18 protein-coding genes, 1 other RNA gene and 1 other annotated feature (1 of these 20 cut by a window edge) are annotated in these 19,675 nt (G+C 54.7%); of the genes, 6 read left to right on the top strand and 13 right to left on the bottom strand.

The features are described from left to right. Positions 1-147: 147 nt before the first annotated feature. On the bottom strand, positions 148-2,355 hold the full coding sequence (gene recD2, locus KNP64_RS01205) for an SF1B family DNA helicase RecD2 (protein WP_251126241.1): 2,208 nt from the start codon (positions 2,353-2,355) through the stop codon (positions 148-150). A gap of 70 nt (positions 2,356-2,425) precedes the next feature. Then, entirely contained in the window at positions 2,426-3,112 is a 687-nt protein-coding gene (locus tag KNP64_RS01200; RefSeq protein WP_078146591.1) for a magnesium and cobalt transport protein CorA, read from the bottom strand. Positions 3,113-3,230: 118 nt separating this feature from the next. Here KNP64_RS01200 and KNP64_RS01195 point away from each other — a divergent pair, with 118 nt between their 5' ends. Beyond that, complete coding sequence (locus KNP64_RS01195) at positions 3,231-3,779, top strand: VOC family protein (RefSeq protein WP_240731244.1); 549 nt, start codon at positions 3,231-3,233, stop codon at positions 3,777-3,779. Between the two features lie 334 nt (positions 3,780-4,113). Further along, positions 4,114-4,560: a hypothetical protein gene (locus tag KNP64_RS01190; RefSeq protein WP_078146588.1), complete on the top strand. Its 447-nt coding sequence runs from the start codon at positions 4,114-4,116 to the stop codon at positions 4,558-4,560. A 44-nt stretch (positions 4,561-4,604) separates the two neighbouring features. Here the strand turns inward: KNP64_RS01190 and KNP64_RS01185 are convergent, their stop codons facing one another. Genes KNP64_RS01185 through cymR form a run of 4 tightly spaced genes read right to left on the bottom strand, consistent with a single transcriptional unit; the run spans position 4,605 to position 7,961 of the window. Continuing rightward, complete coding sequence (locus KNP64_RS01185; protein WP_214791589.1) at positions 4,605-5,270, bottom strand: tetratricopeptide repeat protein; 666 nt, start codon at positions 5,268-5,270, stop codon at positions 4,605-4,607. 4 nt (positions 5,271-5,274) lie between these two features. Next, positions 5,275-6,396, bottom strand: a complete 1,122-nt coding sequence (gene mnmA / locus KNP64_RS01180) for a tRNA 2-thiouridine(34) synthase MnmA (protein WP_034776905.1) — start codon at positions 6,394-6,396, stop codon at positions 5,275-5,277. Positions 6,397-6,399: 3 nt separating this feature from the next. After that, positions 6,400-7,536: a cysteine desulfurase family protein gene (locus tag KNP64_RS01175; protein ID WP_138859718.1), complete on the bottom strand. Its 1,137-nt coding sequence runs from the start codon at positions 7,534-7,536 to the stop codon at positions 6,400-6,402. Positions 7,537-7,553: 17 nt separating this feature from the next. Beyond that, on the bottom strand, positions 7,554-7,961 hold the full coding sequence (cymR, locus tag KNP64_RS01170; protein ID WP_214791592.1) for a cysteine metabolism transcriptional regulator CymR: 408 nt from the start codon (positions 7,959-7,961) through the stop codon (positions 7,554-7,556). Between the two features lie 60 nt (positions 7,962-8,021). Here cymR and KNP64_RS01165 point away from each other — a divergent pair, with 60 nt between their 5' ends. Continuing rightward, positions 8,022-9,329: a replication-associated recombination protein A gene (locus KNP64_RS01165; protein WP_034776901.1), complete on the top strand. Its 1,308-nt coding sequence runs from the start codon at positions 8,022-8,024 to the stop codon at positions 9,327-9,329. Positions 9,330-9,352: 23 nt separating this feature from the next. On the opposite strand, the gene KNP64_RS01160 is transcribed toward KNP64_RS01165, so the two are convergent. The 3 genes from KNP64_RS01160 to KNP64_RS01150 all read right to left on the bottom strand — a co-directional run bounded on the left by KNP64_RS01160 (position 9,353) and on the right by KNP64_RS01150 (position 11,691). After that, on the bottom strand, positions 9,353-10,120 hold the full coding sequence (locus KNP64_RS01160) for a tRNA threonylcarbamoyladenosine dehydratase (RefSeq protein ID WP_214763823.1): 768 nt from the start codon (positions 10,118-10,120) through the stop codon (positions 9,353-9,355). 94 nt (positions 10,121-10,214) lie between these two features. Next, positions 10,215-10,401, bottom strand: a non-coding RNA gene (gene ssrS, locus KNP64_RS01155) — 6S RNA. A gap of 75 nt (positions 10,402-10,476) precedes the next feature. Continuing rightward, complete coding sequence (locus tag KNP64_RS01150) at positions 10,477-11,691, bottom strand: DASH family cryptochrome (protein WP_214791594.1); 1,215 nt, start codon at positions 11,689-11,691, stop codon at positions 10,477-10,479. 344 nt (positions 11,692-12,035) lie between these two features. Between KNP64_RS01150 and KNP64_RS01145 the strand changes: the two genes are divergently transcribed. Continuing rightward, positions 12,036-12,683, top strand: a complete 648-nt coding sequence (locus tag KNP64_RS01145; protein ID WP_214791597.1) for a YczE/YyaS/YitT family protein — start codon at positions 12,036-12,038, stop codon at positions 12,681-12,683. A gap of 121 nt (positions 12,684-12,804) precedes the next feature. Here KNP64_RS01145 and KNP64_RS01140 read toward each other — a convergent pair whose 3' ends face one another. Beyond that, a complete protein-coding gene (locus KNP64_RS01140) occupies positions 12,805-14,517 on the bottom strand; it encodes an ABC transporter ATP-binding protein (RefSeq protein ID WP_214791599.1) in 1,713 nt (570 codons plus the stop codon). A gap of 118 nt (positions 14,518-14,635) precedes the next feature. Between KNP64_RS01140 and KNP64_RS01135 the strand changes: the two genes are divergently transcribed. Both KNP64_RS01135 and KNP64_RS01130 read left to right on the top strand, forming a co-directional pair. After that, on the top strand, positions 14,636-14,986 hold the full coding sequence (locus tag KNP64_RS01135) for an iron-sulfur cluster biosynthesis family protein (protein WP_214791601.1): 351 nt from the start codon (positions 14,636-14,638) through the stop codon (positions 14,984-14,986). After that, a complete protein-coding gene (locus KNP64_RS01130; RefSeq protein ID WP_214791603.1) occupies positions 14,983-15,165 on the top strand; it encodes a hypothetical protein in 183 nt (60 codons plus the stop codon). The genes KNP64_RS01135 and KNP64_RS01130 overlap by 4 nt, the downstream gene beginning before the upstream one ends. Positions 15,166-15,236: 71 nt before the next feature. On the opposite strand, the gene KNP64_RS01125 is transcribed toward KNP64_RS01130, so the two are convergent. From KNP64_RS01125 to hisS, 3 genes are all read right to left on the bottom strand, one after another. Continuing rightward, complete coding sequence (locus tag KNP64_RS01125; RefSeq protein ID WP_214791605.1) at positions 15,237-16,382, bottom strand: DUF5050 domain-containing protein; 1,146 nt, start codon at positions 16,380-16,382, stop codon at positions 15,237-15,239. 116 nt (positions 16,383-16,498) lie between these two features. Beyond that, on the bottom strand, positions 16,499-18,271 hold the full coding sequence (aspS, locus tag KNP64_RS01120; protein WP_214791607.1) for an aspartate--tRNA ligase: 1,773 nt from the start codon (positions 18,269-18,271) through the stop codon (positions 16,499-16,501). Next, positions 18,268-19,548: a histidine--tRNA ligase gene (gene hisS, locus KNP64_RS01115; RefSeq protein WP_138859727.1), complete on the bottom strand. Its 1,281-nt coding sequence runs from the start codon at positions 19,546-19,548 to the stop codon at positions 18,268-18,270. Before hisS ends, aspS begins: the two co-directional genes overlap by 4 nt. Before the next feature lie 39 nt (positions 19,549-19,587). Further along, positions 19,588-19,675, bottom strand: a binding site (T-box leader) (it continues 148 nt past the right edge of the window).

The raw sequence follows: 19,675 nt of genomic DNA, 5'->3' as shown, positions 1-19,675 counted from the left end.
CAGACTAGCTTCGGTCGACCGGACCCCCATCTTCTCACAGCCTAGGAAGATGTCTCTGGTGAGGCGGTTACGACGTACTCATTTCCTTCATCGTCTTTAATCGTTTCAGTTTTCTATTCGTCATTATCACACGTCAATCGGGAGACGTCAAGACTTGCCGCCTAGCCGCTCGACGAGTTTCGTCCGCCGTACCGGCTCTTCTTCTCGCGTCGCCGCCTCGAGCGCACGGACGTCCCCGAACAAGAGCAAACTCTTCTTCGCCCGAGTGACGGCCGTATAAATCAAGTTGCGCGACGAGCGGAAGCCGCCGTTGAAGAAGACGGGCATGAGCACGATCGGGAACTCGGACCCTTGTGACTTATGGATGGTGATGGCATAGGCGTGGGTGAACTGGTCCCATTCGCTCCGGTTATACTCGACCTCGGTCTGATCGAAGCGGATATAGATTTTGTCGACCTTGTCGACGTTTTCTTTCGCATAGAAAATGTTCGTGATTTCACCGATATCGCCGTTATAAACGTTCTCCTCGGCGTTATTGACGAGTTGGAGCACTTTATCCCCATTCCGGTACGTCCGGTTGCCGTGTTTCACTTCCCGGACCGCCGATTTCGGATTGAACACGTTTTGGAGCGCCTCGTTCAATCCGTCGATGCCGCACACCCCACGGTACGTCGGTGCGAGCACTTGGATATCGAATGGGGAATAACCTTTTCGCAGTGCGGCCCCGGCCATTTGACAGATCGCCTGGAGTGCCGTCTCTTGGTTGGCCGTATAAAAGCGACGGTCCGGCAGTGCCGCGAGCAAATCGTCCGGCATCTGTTTCGCGTTGAGCGCGTGCGCCAGACGAAGGATGCTCGACTCGGACGCCTGCCGATGGACGACATCGAGCCGGACGACGGGAATCCCGTCGGTCGCCATCAAATCGGCGAGCACCTGGCCCGGTCCGACCGAAGGCAATTGATCCCGGTCACCGACGAAGAGGATTTTCATCCCGTTCGGCACAGCCCGAAGCAGGCTACGGAACAAGAAGATATCAATCATCGACGCCTCGTCGACGATGAGCACTTTTCCGACGAGCGGATTCGTGTCATCGACTTGGAACGAGCTGCCATCAAACTTTAAGAGACGGTGAATCGTCGAGGCCGGCAAGCCCGTCGACTCACTGAGCCGTTTCGCGGCCCGGCCGGTCGGTGCGGCGAGCACGAACGGGAACGGTTGGTTCTGTACCGGTTCAAGCTTCCAGTCGAACACGTCGCTGAGCGCATGGATGATACCGCGGACGACGGTCGTTTTACCGGTCCCGGGTCCGCCTGTCAGCACCATGAGCGGCGACTTCAAGGCAAGTTCGATCGCCTCTCGTTGTTGCTTGGCATACTCGATCGAGAACATCTCCTCGACGCGACCGACCGCATCAAAGATCGTCGTCATATCGACGTCTTCCATCGTCGATGTCGACATGATGCGCGCGAGTTCCTCGGCCGCTTTTTGTTCGGCCCGATAGACGCGTGGATGATAGACGACCCCGTCCTCGACGATGACACGCTCATCTTTCGCGAGTGTCTCAAGCGCCGAGACGAGTGCCTCGCCCGGGTCGCCACCGATGATGCGCGGCATCTCGCTCGCGAGTTGATCGGCCGTGACGAACAAATGCCCGTTGCCTTGCTCGAGCTCGAGCACGTATAATACGGCCGCGGCGATCCGCTCTGGGTGAATCCCTTGAATCCCGAAATGGGCGGCGATGGCGTCGGCCGTCTTGAAGCCAATCCCAGGGACGTCATACATCAAGGCGTAAGGGTTCTTTTCAATCGTCTCCATCGCCCGGCCTTCATACTCTTTATGAATCTTCGAGGCGAGTCGCGGTGTGACGTCGAACGGCGCCAAAAACAACAGCAACTGATCGACCCCATACAAGATGTTCAACCGCTCGGTGATGACACGGGCCTGCTTTTCTTTCAAGCCGTCGACGTTCGACAAGATACTCGGATGCTTGACGATTTGGTCGATGCAGTCGTCTCCGAGTGCGTCAGCAATCTTTTGGGCCGTCTTTTGCCCGATTCCCGGGAAAGAGCCGTTCGTCAAAAACCGGACGGCCGCGCGTTTTGTCATCGGGACGACACGGCGGATCCATTCCGCTTTCATCTGTTTCCCGAATCGGGGATGGTCGACGAGACGCCCGTGCGCTTTATACGTCTCGCCTTTCTCGATACCGACGCCGACACCGGCGATGACCATCTCGGTCTCGTCTGTCTCAAAGTTCTTTTCTTTTATACGTACGAGCGCGATCGTGTGCGCTTCTTCTTCCGATTGAAACAGGACGCGGATGACTTTTCCTGTCAACTCGTAAGGTGCTGCCATCATTCGAGCCACCTCCAGCTAGTTTTCCATCCCCCATTATAGCCCGAGTTTGAACGGTAGGACAAATCGCCTAACTGAACAGGTTGAGGATGCGCTCGAGCTGGTCGAGGTCGACACGTTCAAGAATCCGAATCAGCTGATCGACATCGATTCGGTTCAAGATGCGCTCAAGTTGCTCCAAGTCCACGGTTTCAAGCAGTCGTTCGAACCGTTCCAGCTCCCCCGAATTAACATAACCTTCGAGCCGCTCGAACAGCTCGGTCCGCTCGACACGAAACAGTTGCTCAAGCGATGGTCGCTGAATCAACAGCACAAGTCCCGCGGCGATGACGTGGACGCCCCAGTTCAACACGACGTGACCGAGCCGTACCGTCTGTCCGACGAACGGGACGAGCGGGATGAACGACAGCTGCAACACGATGATCCCTAGCTGGACGTACGGGTTCGGGATGAACCAAGCCACGAGGGCAAGCAGGGCCGGGACGACCCACGCCACCCCGACCGCACCAAACGTCACGGACCAGGACTTGTTCGCCGACAATATCCAATGCATGACGACACCGATTACAAAAAATGTCGCAAACAGGAGTAACAGCACGGTCGTCGCCCGTTCCGACTCGACGACGACCCGGAACAAGAGATTATTCGTCCACTCGCCCGTCGCGAGACGATTATCGACTTCGATGAACAGACGACCGAGCATGAACCATTCGATGATGAAAAAAATAACGACGCTGACCAAACTAAACATCCGCATATGCTTTCTCCCCTCTCACATTGCTAATCCATTTCCCGAACACTCGGACGGCTATGCACGTTTTTCGTCGAATCAAAGCGGGAACTGTTCGAGTGAACCTATGAAGGAGGGACTATGTATGACGAAACGTATTCCAATCAGTGGCCTGTGTGAACTCGTGTTAGAAGTGACCGATATGGCGGAGGCCGTCGATTTTTGGCACGGCAAGCTCGGACTTCCCGTCGTTGAACAATGGGTCGGTGACGATGCCGAGCCGAGCGAAGCACAGGAACAGGCGGACGAACCCTGGGCGACGTGGCTCTATGTCGGGGGGAACACCCGTCTCGGCCTCTGGCTGAAACGAGAGTTCACATCGGAAGAAGAATCGAACCGCCAAGAGGACGTGACCGAGTGGGACACGCTCTATGATGAAGGCGGCGCCCACGTCCACTGCGCATTTTTCGTTCCGATGGAGTCGTTCGACCAAGCGCTCGAAGTGTTAGAGGCGTCAAACATCCCGACGAAACTCCGGACGTGGGACGAGGACGAGACGGTCAACGGTAAAGAGCGCTCGGCCTACTTCAAAGACCCGAGCAAGAACGTGATCGAGCTATACACGAAAAACATGGACGAGGCCTACGGTGAGTTCGGCGGCGAGCCCGTAAAAATCACGACGAAACAGCTCTGATTCACATGTACGCTCGACAACCTACATGATACGATGAGAGAAAATGGAAAAGGTCGTGCTATATGCGTTTCTTCCCGCTTATCCTCATGGCTTGTTTAGGCTTGCTCACCTTTGGGCTGTATTTTGTGATCAATGCGTTTCCCACGCTCGACCGACCCACTTCGTTTGCAGCGTTGGCGTTCGTCTCATTCGGGACGAGTTTCCTGATTTTGATGGATGGTGTACGACGAGCCAAGTCCGGAAAGCGTGTCTTGTGGAGCTACCTCGCGCTCTCCGGCACGCTTGTATTGATGACTTTTAATCTTTTGATTTGGGTCATCGGGGAGGTGTCCGCATGACGCTCACCCTCCCTGAATGTATCACCGGCTTTTCATACGGCGACTGTTCCGCCCCAGGGTCAGATTGGAAGACGTTCAAATCGATTTGTTTTGAGTTCACCCGGATTAAACGAGGAATATGTTCCTTTACCATTGGGGACGAAATCACTCCGAATTATCACCAGGCGAGTATCACATGGAGTGAGCAAACCATCTATGTCCTGCTCAGCAGAAACTATCCTGTCATCGGCATCTCCAAACTCGAACCGTTTCAATATGAATTCATCGATGTACCCGAACTGACCGACATGTTTCCTGACACCTATCAGATTCCGTCAGCGGCTGAGTTGAATGAGCGGTTCGATTTGTCGCTACAGCCGTTTTTGAACAAGGCGGAACGCGGAGAAATCAAATATTGGGAACCAGAGACGGTCGGTAACGTCATTTTCCATTATTGGGACTAACAAAAAGCGCCTCTCGCAAAAACTGCGAGAAGCGCTATATTAATTTAGTTACCGAGCAATTCATCCATTTTCGCTTTCGCGTCATACGCGAGCGCGTGGTCCGGTTGCAACTCGAGCACACGTTCAAGCTCGGCGTACGTCTTGTCCTGTTCACCGAGGAAGGCGTAGGCGATCGCCAAGTTGTAGCGTGCGTCCGTATGGCTCGCGTCGAGGTCGAGCGTATGCTCGAGCGCTTCGACGGCCTCGTCGAGCTGTTCGTTCTGCGCGAGCGCGAGCCCGTATTGGAACGAAATCTCGACGTCTTCCGGTGCCTGCTTCATCGCTTCCCGAAGACGCGGCAAGGCCCGGACGAAGTCGCCCATCGCCTTGTACGTCAAGCCGAGCATGAAATGAAGGTCGGCGTCGTCCATCCCGGCGAGGAGCGCCTGACGCAGAGATGCCTCGGCCAAGTCGAGCTGTTCGAGCTCATAGGCGAGCGCTCCCTTCGCATAATGCGCCGCGCCGAACGCGTGGTCGAGTTCGAGCGCCTTATCGTAAAAGACGACGGCCCGTTCATGGTCGCCGATCGCTTGCAAGAGCGTACCCATGTTGACGTAACCGGTCGGGTCCGTCGGGTCCGCTTCGATGGCAGCATTGAACTGCTTGGCCGCCTGTTCGAACTCACCTTGTTGCATCGCTTGGATGCCTAATTCGTTTGCGTTCAAAGTCATCACCTCATCCGATATAGTCGAGTCGTTTTCCGTTTCGATACGCTTCGTCAATCGTCGCACCACCGAGGCAGATATCACCGTCATAGAAGACGACAGCCTGTCCTGGCGTGATCGCACGTTGCGGCTCATCAAATTTGACGAGCACTTCGCCATTTTCAAGTGGCGCGATCGTCACAGGCACGTCTTGTTGACGGTAGCGGAATTTCGCCGTCGCCCGGAACTCACCTGTTGGGACGGCACCTGTCCATGACAGCTTCGATGCGAGCAACGCGTCCGAATAGAGCGCGTCATGATGGAACCCTTGGCCGACGTAGAGGATGTTTTCTTCCACGTTTTTGCCGACGACGAACCATGGGTCCCCGTCGCCGCCGATGCCGAGGCCGTGGCGTTGACCGAGCGTGTAATACATGAGCCCGTCATGGTTTCCTTTTTGTTCCCCATCGAGCGTCTGCATGATGCCTGGTTGTGATGGCAAATACTCCGAGAGGAACTCTTTGAAGTTGCGCTCTCCGATAAAGCAGATGCCCGTCGAATCTTTTTTCTTCGCTGTCGCGAGCCCCGCTTCTTCGGCGATGACACGGACGTCTTTCTTGTCCATATGACCAATCGGGAACATCGTCCGCGCGAGTTGGTCTTGTGACAACTGGTTCAAGAAGTACGTTTGGTCTTTGTTGTCATCTTTCCCACGAAGAAGTCGATGCTCACCGTCGACGTACTCGACCCGTGCGTAGTGCCCGGTCGCGACGAAGTCGGCACCGAGGCGAAGCGCGTGGTCAAGGAATGCCTTGAACTTGATTTCCTTGTTACACATGACGTCCGGGTTCGGCGTCCGCCCGAGACGGTACTCGGCCAAGAAGTATTCGAACACGCGGTCCCAATATTCTTTCTCAAAGTTGACCGCATAATAAGGGATCCCGATTTGGTTTGCGACCGCAATGACATCTTCATAGTCTTCGGTCGCCGTACAGACACCGTTCTCGTCCGTATCATCCCAGTTTTTCATAAAGATTCCGATAACGTTATACCCTTGCTCTTTCAGCAAATGGGCCGTCACCGATGAATCGACGCCGCCTGACATCCCGACGACGACCGTCGTCTCGGCAGGGGCTTTTGTGCGTAAGTTCATGATTTATCTCACTCCGTTCGTGAATGTCGAGACGACCTCAGAGAGTCGTTCGGCGAGCCGCTCCACGTCTGCGACCGAGTTGCCATGTCCAAAGCTGATGCGGACGGACTGTTTCGTCCGATCCGACGTCCCGAACATCGCCGTCAATACGTGTGACGGTTCAATCGACCCTGCCGTGCAGGCACTGCCGCTCGAGATGGCAAAGCCGCGCATGTCCATCATGATGAGGAACGGTTCAAGTTCGATGCCCGGGAGATACAAGTTGACGATGTGCGGTAAGCGGTTCGCCCCGTTCACGTCATACTCGACTCCGAGTTCATCGAGTCGCTTGAAGAGCGCCTCGGTCATTTGCTGGTACGCGCCCACTCGTTCGACCTGTTCGATTTTGGCCAGTTCGGCTGCTTGTTGGAACCCGACGGCACCCGGAACGTTTTCCGTGCCGGCTCGACGTTTCCGTTCTTGTTGTCCTCCAAAAGAACGCGTCGCTAATTTTACACCTGTTTTTATAAAAAGAAAACCGATACCTTTCGGGCCATTGATTTTATGGGCCGAGGCCGACAATAAATCGACCCCGAGCGCCTTGACATCAATCGTTTCCGTACCGAGCGCTTGGACGGCGTCCGTATGGAAATAGGCCTGATGGTCGGCGAGGAGCGCACCGATTTCCGCAATCGGTTGAAGTGTGCCGACCTCGTTGTTGCCGTACATGACCGAGACGAGGATCGTATCGTCCCGGAGTGCAGCACGAACGGAGTCAAGCGTCACCGCACCCGTCGCGTCGACATCGAGATACGTCACTTCGAATCCTTCCCGCTCGAGTTGCTCCATCGCGTGCAAGACGGCGTGGTGTTCGACTTTCGTCGTGATCACATGTTTGCCTTTATGTTGATTCGCGTAAGCCGTACCGAACAACGCATAGTTGTCCGACTCGGTGCCGCCCGATGTGAAGACGATCTCGTTCGGGGTCGCCCCGATCCACGTGGCGAGCGTCCGGCGCGAAGTATCCAGTGCGGCGCGCGCCGTCCGTCCGATGCCGTGGATGCTCGACGGGTTGCCATAATGTTCGAGCATATAAGGTGTCATCGCTTCGAGCACTTCCGGACGCATCGGCGTCGTTGCGGCATGATCAAAATAGTTCATATTCGTTCACCTCATCTTTATATATAGAACATATAGCCATCAGAATTTTCTTCAGCGAGATCGGCGAGTGTCGTCTCTTCGAGCACTTTCTCGATCGCCGCTTTGATTTTATCCCAAAGCTTCCGTTTCACGGCATCGTCCGCTTCTGAGTCTTCGACGATTGTGAGCGGCCCTTCGAGCAAGCGGATGATTTCTCCCGCCGTGATGTCCGTTGCCGGTTTGACGAGCTGATAGCCGCCGTACGCCCCGCGGACGCTCTTGACGAGACCGCCGTTGCGAAGTGGACCGATCAACTGCTCTAAGTAATGTTCCGGCAAGTCATGCCGGGCCGCAATCTTTTTCAAGCTGAGCGGTTTGTTGTCCGTTTCCCGGGCCAGTGCGATCATGATCGTCAATCCATAACGACCTTTTGTAGATATTTTCATCTTCATGTCTCCTTCTGCTATACTAGTCGAACAAACGTTTGTCGAAAGGAATGTGTACGTATGAGTGATTTATTTCAGCAATCGAATAGCGGCCCGCTCGCCAATCGGATGCGGCCGGAAACGTTAGACGAAGTCATCGGTCAACGCCACATCATCGGCGAAGGCAAATTGCTGCGGCGGGCCATCGAGGCCGACCGCCTCGGCACGATTATCTTGTATGGACCGCCGGGAACGGGCAAGACGACGCTCGCCCGCGTCATCTCGAATTATACGAAAGCGACGTTCGTGCAATTGAACGCCGTCACGGCCAAACTCGATGAACTCCGGAGCGTCATCCGCGAGGCCGAGTCCCGGTTTGATTTCGAGCAAGAACGAACGATCTTATTTTTAGACGAGATTCATCGTTTCAATAAACTGCAACAAGACGCCCTGCTCCCAGCACTAGAGGCCGGGAAGCTCATCTTGATCGGGGCGACGACCGAAAACCCGAGTTTTGAGGTCAACGCGGCGTTGCTGTCGCGCGCGACCGTGTTTCGGCTCGAACCGCCTGGACCAGACGAACTTCGTGTCGTCTTGGAGCGGGCTCTCGCTGATAAAAAGGGACTCGGCAACTATCCCGTCCAAATCGAGGAAGCTGCCGTGGACCATTATATCAAAATGGCGGACGGTGACTACCGTGTCCTGTTGAACGCCCTCGAGCTGGCCGTATTGACGACGCCCGAGGTCGATGGCAAGATTCAAATCACACTCGACGTGGCCGAGGAGTCGATTCAACAAAAGGCCATCAAGTACGACAAGACGGGTGACCGGCACTATGACGTCATCTCGGCGTTCATTAAGTCGATTCGCGGCTCGGACCCGGACGCGGCACTGTACTGGCTCGCCGTCATGATCGAGGCCGGCGAATCACCGCGCTTCATCATGCGCAGGCTCTACGTGCATGCGGCCGAAGATATCGGGCTCAGTGACCCGAACGCGCTCGTCATCGTCGATGCGGCCGCTCGCGCGAGCGAACACGTCGGTTTCCCGGAGGCACGGATCCCGATGGCACAGGCCGTCCTATATCTCGCGACGGCACCGAAATCGAACGCGGTCATCACCGCCATCGATAAGGCGATTCACCACGTCCGCACGGTCGAAGGCGGTCCGGTACCGGTCCATCTCCGTGACGCGCACAGCCCAGGCGCCCGCGAGCTTGGCAACGGTGCCGGATACAAATACCCGCACGACGAGAAAGACGGCTACGTCGCGCAAAACTACTGGCCGGAGAACTTGGCCCGAAAACGTCCTAAATATTATACACCGACGAGCCGTGGCTTCGAGCAACAGCTGCAAAAACGACTCGATTATTGGGAAAAACGACGCTGACTCTTTTGAGCCGCGTCGTTTTTTCATTTCTGGATGCGGTTGATCTCGACACCAGCTGTCTCAAGCATTTGGTTGACGACGTACCCTGCTGCGACGAGGCCGGCGACCGATGGGACGAACGCGTTCGAACTCGGCGGCATCTTCGCTTTACGGATCGGGGCATCTTTCTTCCCGACGACCTCATTCACGTCTTCGCGTGTCACGATCGGCGACTCGTCTGAAAAGACGACCGGGACGCCTTTATGGATGCGCTCTTTACGGAGACGCGTCCGGACCATTTTGGCGATCGGGTCGTATGTCGTATCCTTGATGTCGACGACTTTGATGCGCGTCGGATCCATCTTGTTGGCCATGCCCATGCTCGAGATGACCGGGATGCCACGACGTTTGCACTCGACGATCAAGTGGATCTTATAGATGATCGTGTCCGAGGCATCGATGACGAAGTCGAGGTCTTGCGCGAAGAATTCTTCGAACGTCTCTTCCGTGTAGAACATTTTTAATTTGACGAGCTCGAGCTCAGGGTTGATATCGAGGAGGCGTGTCGCCATCGCTTCGACTTTCGGTTGCCCGACCGTCGATAAGAGCGCGTGAATCTGGCGGTTGACGTTCGTGATATCGATATCATCTTTATCGACGAGCACGATTCGTCCGACGCCACTGCGTGCGAGCGCCTCGGCCGCGAACGACCCGACACCGCCGACACCGAGGATGGCGACCGTCTTCCCTTTCAATGTTTCTAAACCTTCTTGACCAATGGCCAACTCATTACGTGAAAACTGGTGTAACATACTCTTCCTCCAAATGAATCCTATTTTCTCACACTATTTTACTCGGAATTATAATCAAAAAAAAGACGCCTAGCGACGTTTTACAATAAAATTGATGGGACCCGGAGTGCCGTGACGATGCCCTGCTTTTGAACCTGCTTAAGCAGGTGGGTGACCTAGCGTCCCCTTCACAAGTCCTCCTGCACGTGATGAGGCAGTTGATCTGGATAGCAGTTCGGTCTCCCGTATTCAAAGTGTTGGCTCAAAATAACGAAGGCGGCTCTCGTACACCTCAGGTATCCCATCTGTTGACCTTACTATAGCACTGTCTGTAAAAAGAAGTCAATCAGAAACGATGACTTCTCGTGACAGTTTCGTCACAACCACATGTTACGAAACGCACCGGTCGGGTCGTACGTGTCTTGTTGCCGACTGACGTTGAAATGCCGGTCGCGTGAGTCGTTGCCGACACCGGCCTGGTACGCCCAATTACCGTAGTTGCTCGCGACATCATAGTCAATTAGCGTCGATTCGAAATAGGACGCGCCGATGCGCCAGTCTTGCCCGAGTTCTTTCGCGAAGTAGCTCGCGACGATTTGACGGCCCCGGTTCGACATCCATCCCGTCGCGTTCAACTCACGCATGAACGCATCGACAAAGTCGACGCCTGTCTCACCCGCCTGCCAACGCGCGATGACGTCAGGGTCGACACGCCACGTCTTTCGTTTCGAACGGATGCCTTGGGCCCGGAAGAGTCGTTTCCCTTGCTCGAGTGCGACCCATTGGAAGAAATCACGCCAGAGCAATTCAAAATAGAGCCAATACGTCGACTCATTCGCCCCGTGTGACCGCTCATGTTGCTCGAGCTCGTGCAGCACCCGGCGCGGTGAGAGCGACCCGTTGGCGAGATAAGCCGACAGCTTCGACGAGTCGTCGACCCCGAAGCCGTTTCGTGTCTCTTTATACGTCCGGATTGGCCCCGCCAAATAGGCCGCGAGCCGCTCTCGTCCCGCCCGTTCCCCGCCTCGAAACGGAAACGCAGTCCGTGCGTCATGTTCCTGCTGTTCATAGGTAACCGGGAAATCGACGGAATGCAATTCTTTCGTAGGCGAGCGCTCAATCAAGCGGTCCGGTCTCGCATCAGCCTCCATTGCTTTCCTGAACTCGGTGAAGAGAAATGGCAGTTTCTCGAACGGAATCTCGTCTCGTGGATAGAGGGTGAACCCGTCGAACGATTGGCACTCGCCTTGCCACGCGGTCATGACCTCACGTTCGCGTCTCCGTTCGTTATAGCCGATCGCTCGTTGGAACAATAAGCGGTCGGTTGGGCCGAACATGTCGAGCGGATGACCGATATGGACGAAAAGCGGGATGCCGAACGCTGCGAGCGAACCGGCCAAGTCGTCGAGTGACTCGTTCAAAAACTGAAGTCGACGTGGTCCAAGCGGAGTATGGCCGAACCGGTTTTCAATGAGCTCTTCTTGTGGAATGACGTAATGACCTTCGATGGGATCGTCATGCCGGAGTGCCTCCTCGAGCGGGCGATGGTCATCGACCCGTAAATCGTTTTGATACCAGATAATCGTCTTCATCTTTTTCGCCTCCTCCCCCCATTATGGGACATGGCTGCCGGTGTTCGCTTAGACGAAACTGTACGAAATATGTTTTCATTTCTGGAACAGGTGGAATATACATCATTAGAACAGAAAGGGGTGCAGCAACATGGCTAGAAAAGGTAAATTTGGTACACTCATTAAAGTCGCGACGGCGGTCGCACCGTTCGTCTACGATTACTATAAAAAGAACAAAGCAAAAAAAGCATCGACACCTAAAAAGTGAGCCAAGCGCTTCGGATTTCATCCGAGGCGTTTTTTTCTTGTGTTGAAACCAAATATGATATGATGATGGAACATTTTAGGGAATCGAGGCGACCATCATGCACGCGGTATGGGTACAATCTTTACGAATCAGTTTGAAGTGGGCGTTATTCATGGGTGGTCTGTTCTTGCTCGCCCTCGGGTCTTCGATGATGATCACGGCCGACCTCGGTGTGTCGACATGGGACGTGCTCCATCTCGGGCTCGCCCGGCACACACCAATTTCCGTCGGGACGATCATCTTGCTCGTCGGTCTTTTGCTCGTCCTCTGCAAGTACATACTCGACCGGATTCGGCCCCAGTTCGGGACACTCGTCAACGCTGTCTTCGTCGGCGTGTTCATGAACTTGATTCTCGACCATCACTGGTTGCCGCAGCTTGATGGCATCGCGCTCAACATCGCCTGGCTCATTCTCGGCATCTTCGTCATCGGGATGGGTGCCGGTTTGTACGTCGCCATCGGCTACGGGGCCGGCCCACGGGACGGGTTGACGCTTGCTTTGGCCGACCGGTTCAACACGTCGGTCCGGATGATGCGGACGTGGATGGAACTGACGGCTTGCCTCATCGGCTGGGTGCTCGGCGGACCGGTGTTCTTCGGGACGGTGCTGTCGATTTTCTTGATTGGCCCGTTCTTCCAGTTTTGGCTCGAACAGTTCCGGCGGCTCGTCTCGGTCATTGATCGCGCAAAAGTGGATCCAGTATAAAAAAGAAGGGAAGTTGGACTTAACGTCCAGCTTCCCTTCTTTTGTTGATGAAAACTGATAGTTTGGTTCGACTATTTAACTGTACGGTATGCTGTTTACAAACATGAGCGAGTTGTGAATTTTACAACTGTTGGCGCTTTAAAAGTCCGGCGAACACGCCGCCTTTCGCGCTCAGTTCATCGTGCGTTCCGTCCTCGACGATGCCGTCAGCGGTAACGACGAGGATGCGGTCAGCATTCTTCACCGTCGCCAAACGGTGGGCGATGATGAGCGTCGTCCGGTCAGCCGCGAGTTCATTGAGCGAGTCTTGAATGATTGCTTCCGTCTCCGTGTCGAGCGCGGACGTCGCCTCATCTAATATCAAGATCGGCGGATTTTTTAGGAACATGCGGGCGATGGCGATCCGTTGTTTCTGACCGCCCGACAGTTTCAAGCCCCGCTCCCCGATTTGCGTCTCGAGACCATGCTCGAGCTCCTCGACGAGCGAGTTCAAATGCGCCTTCTCGACCGCATGCATAATCTCCGCGTCGGTCGCGTCCAGTTTTCCGTAGGCGATATTCTCACGGAGCGTCCCGGCGAACAAGAACACGTCTTGTTGCACGATGCCGATTTGGTGACGAAGGCTCTCTTTCGTCATATCGCGGATGTCCATGCCATCGATCGTGATGGCACCGCTCGTCACGTCATAGAAGCGCGGGATGAGCGAACAGATCGTCGTCTTCCCGGCCCCACTCGTCCCGACGAGGGCGACCGTCGTCCCCGACTTGATGTCGAGGTCAATGTCGGTCAACACTTGGCGATAGTCCGAATAGCCGAACGAGACGTGTTGGAAGGCGATATCGCCTTTCAGTGAAGTGACGTCGACGGCGTCCGGACGGTTCTCGATGTCCGGAGCCTCGTCAAGCAGTTGCGTGAACCGTTTGAAGCCGGCCATCCCTTTCGGGTACATCTCGAGGAGGGCCGTGATCTTCTCGATTGGCTTGATGAGCAAATTCATATAGAGGATGAACCCGACGAGCTGTCCGTAAGACAGTTGCCCTTGATACGTCAAATAGGCGCCGTAGACGAGGACGAGCAACGTCATAAGCCGCGTCGTGATGTAGATGCCGGCGAGCGACTTACTCATGACTTGGTACGCCTCGATTTTCGAGCCGCGATAGAAATTGTTGTCTTTCTGGAACCGCTTGATCTCGAACGTCTCGTTCGTGAACGATTGGACGACGCGTGCCCCAGAGACGCTGTCCTCGACGCGGGCGTTCACTTCTCCGATGTTCGTATACATCTTTTGCCACGCCTTGTTCATGTTCTTATTGGCGTACGTGATCATGATGACGAGGAACGGCACGGCGACGACCGTGACGAGCGCGAGTTGCGGGTCGATCGAGAACATAATCCCGAACGCACCGAGCAGCGTCATGATGGCGATGAAGAAATCTTCAGGCCCGTGGTGCGCCACTTCGCCGATATCGAACAAGTCGTTCGTCACCCGGCTCATCAAATGGCCGGTCTTGTGGTTATCGAAGAACCGGAACGACTGTTTATGGATATGGGTGAACAGCTCTTCCCGCATATCGGTCTCGATATTGATGCCGAGCTTATGCCCCCAATAGTTGACGACGTACTGCATCATCATGGCGAGTATGTAAAGGATGAGCAAGCCGATGCTGATGATGATAATCCAGTTCCATTCCCCACCCGGCAACAGGTCGTCGATGAACCATTGCACGGCGAGCGGAAAGCCGAGCTCGAGCAGGCCGACGAGGATGGCGAACGAGAAATCGAGGATGAATAACTTCTTATGTGGACGGTAATAACTAAAAAAACGTGAGATCATGTTGTTTCCCCCTTCTAAACAAATAGTTTACGCCTTTTTGCAGGAAGTGGAAAACGGGAAGCACGTCTTTTTCATTCTTTTTTCCAACGCGTTATAATGGAGCCAAGGAGTGATAGACATGAACGTACACATTACAGAACCCGCCCAAGCGCGGATTGATGCCTTGAAAGGCGACCGTGACGGACAGATGCATTTGTTTTATGAGACGGAAGGTTGCGGCTGCGGCAATAGCGGCATCTTCGAGATTCGCTACGTGACCGAAACGACACCGGAAGACGTCGAGATTGATTCGAACATCGGCCCGATCCTCATCAAGAACTGGACGAAAGTGTTTCTCGACGATGACATGATCATCGACTATCGCGAAGATAAACGATCGCTCGTCTTGAAGAGCAACGGCCAAGTGTTCAACTCGAACTTACTCGTGACCGATGGGACCGGTTGCCAATTGAACGTCCCAAGCCGATGAAACAGGCGCTACGCGAACATCCTAGCCTCTGGCTATGGTTCATCCTCAGCTTCGGGCTCGGCCTGTTCGGCATTTACCTCGCGTTCGCGGACTCGGTCTACACGATGACGGCCGTGATCGCCTCGCTGTTCGCCTTCGGATTCGCGCTTCAACGTACGGCGAAGAAGATGGAATCATAAGATTTTCTCTTAAAAAGCATGAAAAAGTCGTCACTCCCATAACCGGAAGTGACGACTTTTTGGTTTCGCTTTCAGTTCACATTGATAGTATAGAACGTAATCAACCCGCCATCCCCAAGTTCGGCGTAGGCGATTTGGCCATCCCGATAAATCGGCTTGGACGTCGTGCCACCTCGATTCGGCAAATATGAGACCGTCGCTTCGTTCAAATCCGCAACCAATAAGCGATTCATGCCTTCGCGGAACAGGATTCGCTGATTCGGTAAGAAACGAAACGAGTCGAAGGTAATCTTGGACTGTGCGCTTTTATGTTGGAACTGTTTCGCTTCTTTCGTCAGTCCTACAAACTCAGCACGCCCTTCCTTCCCGAGCGCAACATAGTCCGCACCTGCTTCAAAGTCGATCAACGCATCCATATCTTCATCGAACGTCCCATCGAGCGTGGTCAACTTTGTCGTCTTTTCCCCATCCTTGAATTCGCTTCGATGGACGATGACCCCACCTTCGCTGTCGCGATAGTCGAACACGTACTCTCCGTCTCGAGGCTCCCCTTCTTGAAGTGTATACGTTTGTAACGTTTCGACCGCATCCGTCGCCGGAGAAAACTGCATAATCGTCGATGTCGTCACCGTCTCCGATGCCTCATAATCGACCCATGTAACATGTTCGTCCGTCGCACTCAAATGTGGAACCGGCGTCTCGAACGCACTGACCCCTTCCGCGAGTTCGGTCGGTTTCGTTTCATTCAGCTTCATTCGATAAATCATCCATGCGTAGGCATTGTCTTCCGTCAGCTCATATTCAATCCAAATCAGCTCGTCTTTGATGCCGACAAGATTGCCAATCGTCTTAGATGTTTGATAAATCCGTTGGTTGGACTTGTCGGTCGCATCATACACGTATACGTCATTCCCGATTTCCCCGACCGAATCCGTGTAGATGATGCGGTCATCGACCACATGTTCCGGTCCGACCATCGCCGCCTTGTGCGCGAAGAACAACGTCAGATCATGCGTCGTCACATCCCCTAACGACTCGAGCTCACCCTTGCTTCGTAACACGATTGGATTTGCCCCATCACTTTCGGTAGGAGCCTTCGCCTCCTCGGTTGTCTCCTTCACTTGCGGCGTCGCTTCTGTCTCTTTGAAACAACCTGCTAACATGACACTCAGTCCGACCATGATCCCCATCACTTTCATCGTTCTTGTTAATTTCATACTTCTCCAGTTCCCCCATCTTTAACATACAATTTATTCCATAATCATATCATCTTCTTCCTTATTCATATATACGCAAAAAGACCCGCCAATTGACGGGTCCTTTTGACTAGACGTTATTTCTTCTCTTTCACGGCTGTACGAATCGACAACTCTTGGAGTTGCGCGTCCGCTACCGGGCTTGGTGCTTGTGTGAGCAAGTCGCTCGCCGACGCCGTTTTCGGGAAGGCGATCGTGTCACGAAGGTTCGAGCGACCCGCGAGGATCATGACGAGACGGTCGAGACCGAGTGCGATACCCGCGTGCGGCGGTGTGCCGTATTCGAACGCTTCGAGCAAGAACCCGAACTGATCGACTGCTTCTTGTTCTGTGAAGCCGAGCAATTTGAACATGCGCTCTTGAATGTCACGCTCATAAATCCGCTGCGATCCGCCACCGAGCTCGTAGCCGTTCAAGACGAGGTCATAGGCGAGGGCACGTACGCTCGCCGGGTCCGTTTCGAGAAGATGGAGGTCTTCACGGTTTGGCATCGTGAACGGGTGGTGGTTGGCGTAGAAACGGCCGTCTTCTTCTTCGAACGTGACGAGCGGGAAGTCCGTCACCCAAAGGAAGTTGAACTTCGACTCATCGATGAGTCCGAGCTCATGACCGAGCTTGACGCGAAGCGCGCCGAGGCTGTCGGCGACGACTGTCGGTTTTGATGCCACGAAGAGGAGCAGGTCGCCCGCTTCCGCGTTCGTCGCTTCCATCAATTTCTGAGCGTACGTCTCGTCGAAGAACTTGGCGATCGGTCCGTTCAAGCCTTCTGGCGTCACTTTGAGCCAAGCGAGGCCTTTGGCACCGTAGACGGCTGTGAACTCTTGGAGCTTGTCGATGTCTTTACGCGAGAACTTGTCCGCTTCGCCTTTGACGTTGATCGCTTTCACTTGTCCGTTCGACTCGAGCGCCATGTCGAACACTTTGAACCCGGCACCTGTGACAGCTTCCGCCATGTCGATGAGTTCGAGACCGAAACGTGTGTCCGGTTTGTCTGATCCGAAACGGCGCATCGCTTCCGCATATGTCATCCGTTCAAATTTGGCCGGTGTGTCCGTGCGACCAAGTGTCGCCTCCATCACTTGCGCCATCATCGATTCCATCATCGCCATCAAGTCTTCGACGTCCATGAAGCTCGTCTCGATATCGACTTGCGTGAATTCCGGTTGACGATCGGCCCGAAGGTCTTCGTCACGGAAGCAGCGAGCGATTTGGAAGTAACGGTCAAACCCGGCCACCATGAGGAGCTGCTTGAACAGTTGTGGTGATTGCGGGAGCGCGTAGAACTCGCCGCCGTGGACACGGCTTGGGACGAGATAGTCACGCGCGCCTTCCGGTGTCGATTTCGTCAAAATCGGCGTCTCGACTTCGAGGAACTCTTCTTCCGTCAAGAAGTTACGAATCGTGTTCGATGCTTTCGAACGGAGGCGGAACGTCTCTTGGAGCGCCGGACGACGAAGGTCAAGGTAACGGTATTTGAGACGGAGGTCTTCGGAGACGTTTTCCGCCTCGTCACCGATTGGAATCGGCGTCATCTTCGCCGCGTTCAAGATGTTAATCTCTGAAGCGATGACTTCGACGTTCCCGGTCGGCATGTTCGGGTTCTTGTTCTCACGCTCGAGGACAGTCCCTTTGATATCGAGCACGTATTCGCTGCGAATCGATTCGGCGAGCTGGTGCACCGCTTCGTTTTCCGGGCGAACGACGACTTGGACGATGCCTGTGCGGTCACGAAGGTCGATGAAAATGAGTCCTCCGAGGTCGCGACGTTTTTGTACCCATCCTTTAAGTTGTACCTCTTGGCCGATGAGTGACTCTGTCACGCGGCCGTTCATATGTGTGCGTCCGATCATTGTCCTGCTCCTTCCGATAGTTCACGAATTTTGTCTGCGACGGCCGAGAGCGGCACGTCGACTTGTTCCCCGGTCGCCATGACCTTGAGGGAAGCTGAGCCGCGTTCGACTTCATCGTCTCCGAGGATGACGGTGAACTTCGCGTTCAAGCGGTCGGCTTGTTTGAATTGGCCTTTGAACTTGCGGCCGAGGTAATCGCGGTCCGCCTTGAAGCCTTCGCTGCGAAGCAGTTGCAACAGGCGTGTCGCCGTCACTTCGACTTCCGTGCCGCCTTGGGCGACGACGAAGACGTCAAGTCCCGTCTCGAGTTCAGGAAGTACTCCTTCGTTCTCAAGAGCGAGGATGAGTCGCTCGAGCCCGATCCCGAAGCCGATGCCCGGCATGTCCGGTCCGCCGATGTCTTGGACGAGACCGTTATAGCGTCCACCGCCGCAAAGCGTCGTGATGGCGCCGAAGCCTTCTGCTTCTGACATGATCTCGAACGCCGTGTGCGTGTAGTAGTCGAGACCACGGACGAGCGTCGGGTCGACCTCGTAGGCGACACCGAGCGCGTCCAAGTGCGCGAGGACTTTCTCGAAGTACGTCTTCGACTCTTCGTTCAAGAAGTCGAGAATCGATGGTGCCGATTTCATCGACGGGTGGTCGCGGTCGACTTTACAGTCGAGGACGCGAAGTGGGTTCTGGTGAAGCCGCGTCTGGCAATCTTGGCATAACTCATCTTGGACCGGCTCGAAGTGACGGATGAGCGCTTCGCGGTGAGCGTTGCGGCTCTCGGCGTCACCGAGCGAGTTGACGACGACTTTGATTTTTTTAAGCCCGAACGATTTGTAAATCGTGTAGGCGAGGCTGATGACCTCGGCGTCAACGGCTGGGTCGCTACTGCCGATCGCCTCGACACCGTATTGGTGCAGTTGGCGGAACCGTCCCTTTTGTGGACGTTCGTAGCGGAACATCGGTCCCATGTAGTACAGTTTCGTCGGCTGGTCAGGGCTACCGAACAGCTTGTTCGTGACAAAGGCGCGGACGACCGAGGCCGTGCCTTCCGGACGGAGCGTATACTCGTCCTTGCCTTTCTTGACGAGTGTGAACATCTCTTTTTGGACGATGTCTGTCGTCTCGCCGACGCTTCTTGTGAACAGGTCGGTCGTTTCAAAAATCGGGGTACGAATCTCTTTATAGTTGTAACGGGCGCTGATGTCGCGTAGTTTCTCTTCGACATACTGCCACGTCTCGACCGTGCCCGGAAGCAGGTCTTGTGTGCCGCGTGGTGCTTTCATCCAATTTCCCTCCTTAGAATACAAAAAGGCCCTCGTCCGCAAAGGGACGAGAGCCTGTTAAAGTTTCCCGTGGTACCACCCTCGTTGCAGAGCCAATACTTGAAACTCTGCCACTCGAAATCGGTTA

It is taken from the genome of Exiguobacterium sp. s64 (assembly GCF_018618035.1).
GTDB lineage: Bacteria > Bacillota > Bacilli > Exiguobacteriales > Exiguobacteriaceae > Exiguobacterium > Exiguobacterium mexicanum_A.
The sequence above is the reverse complement of the archived record's forward strand: the minus strand, read 5'-3'. Positions and strand labels throughout refer to the sequence as shown.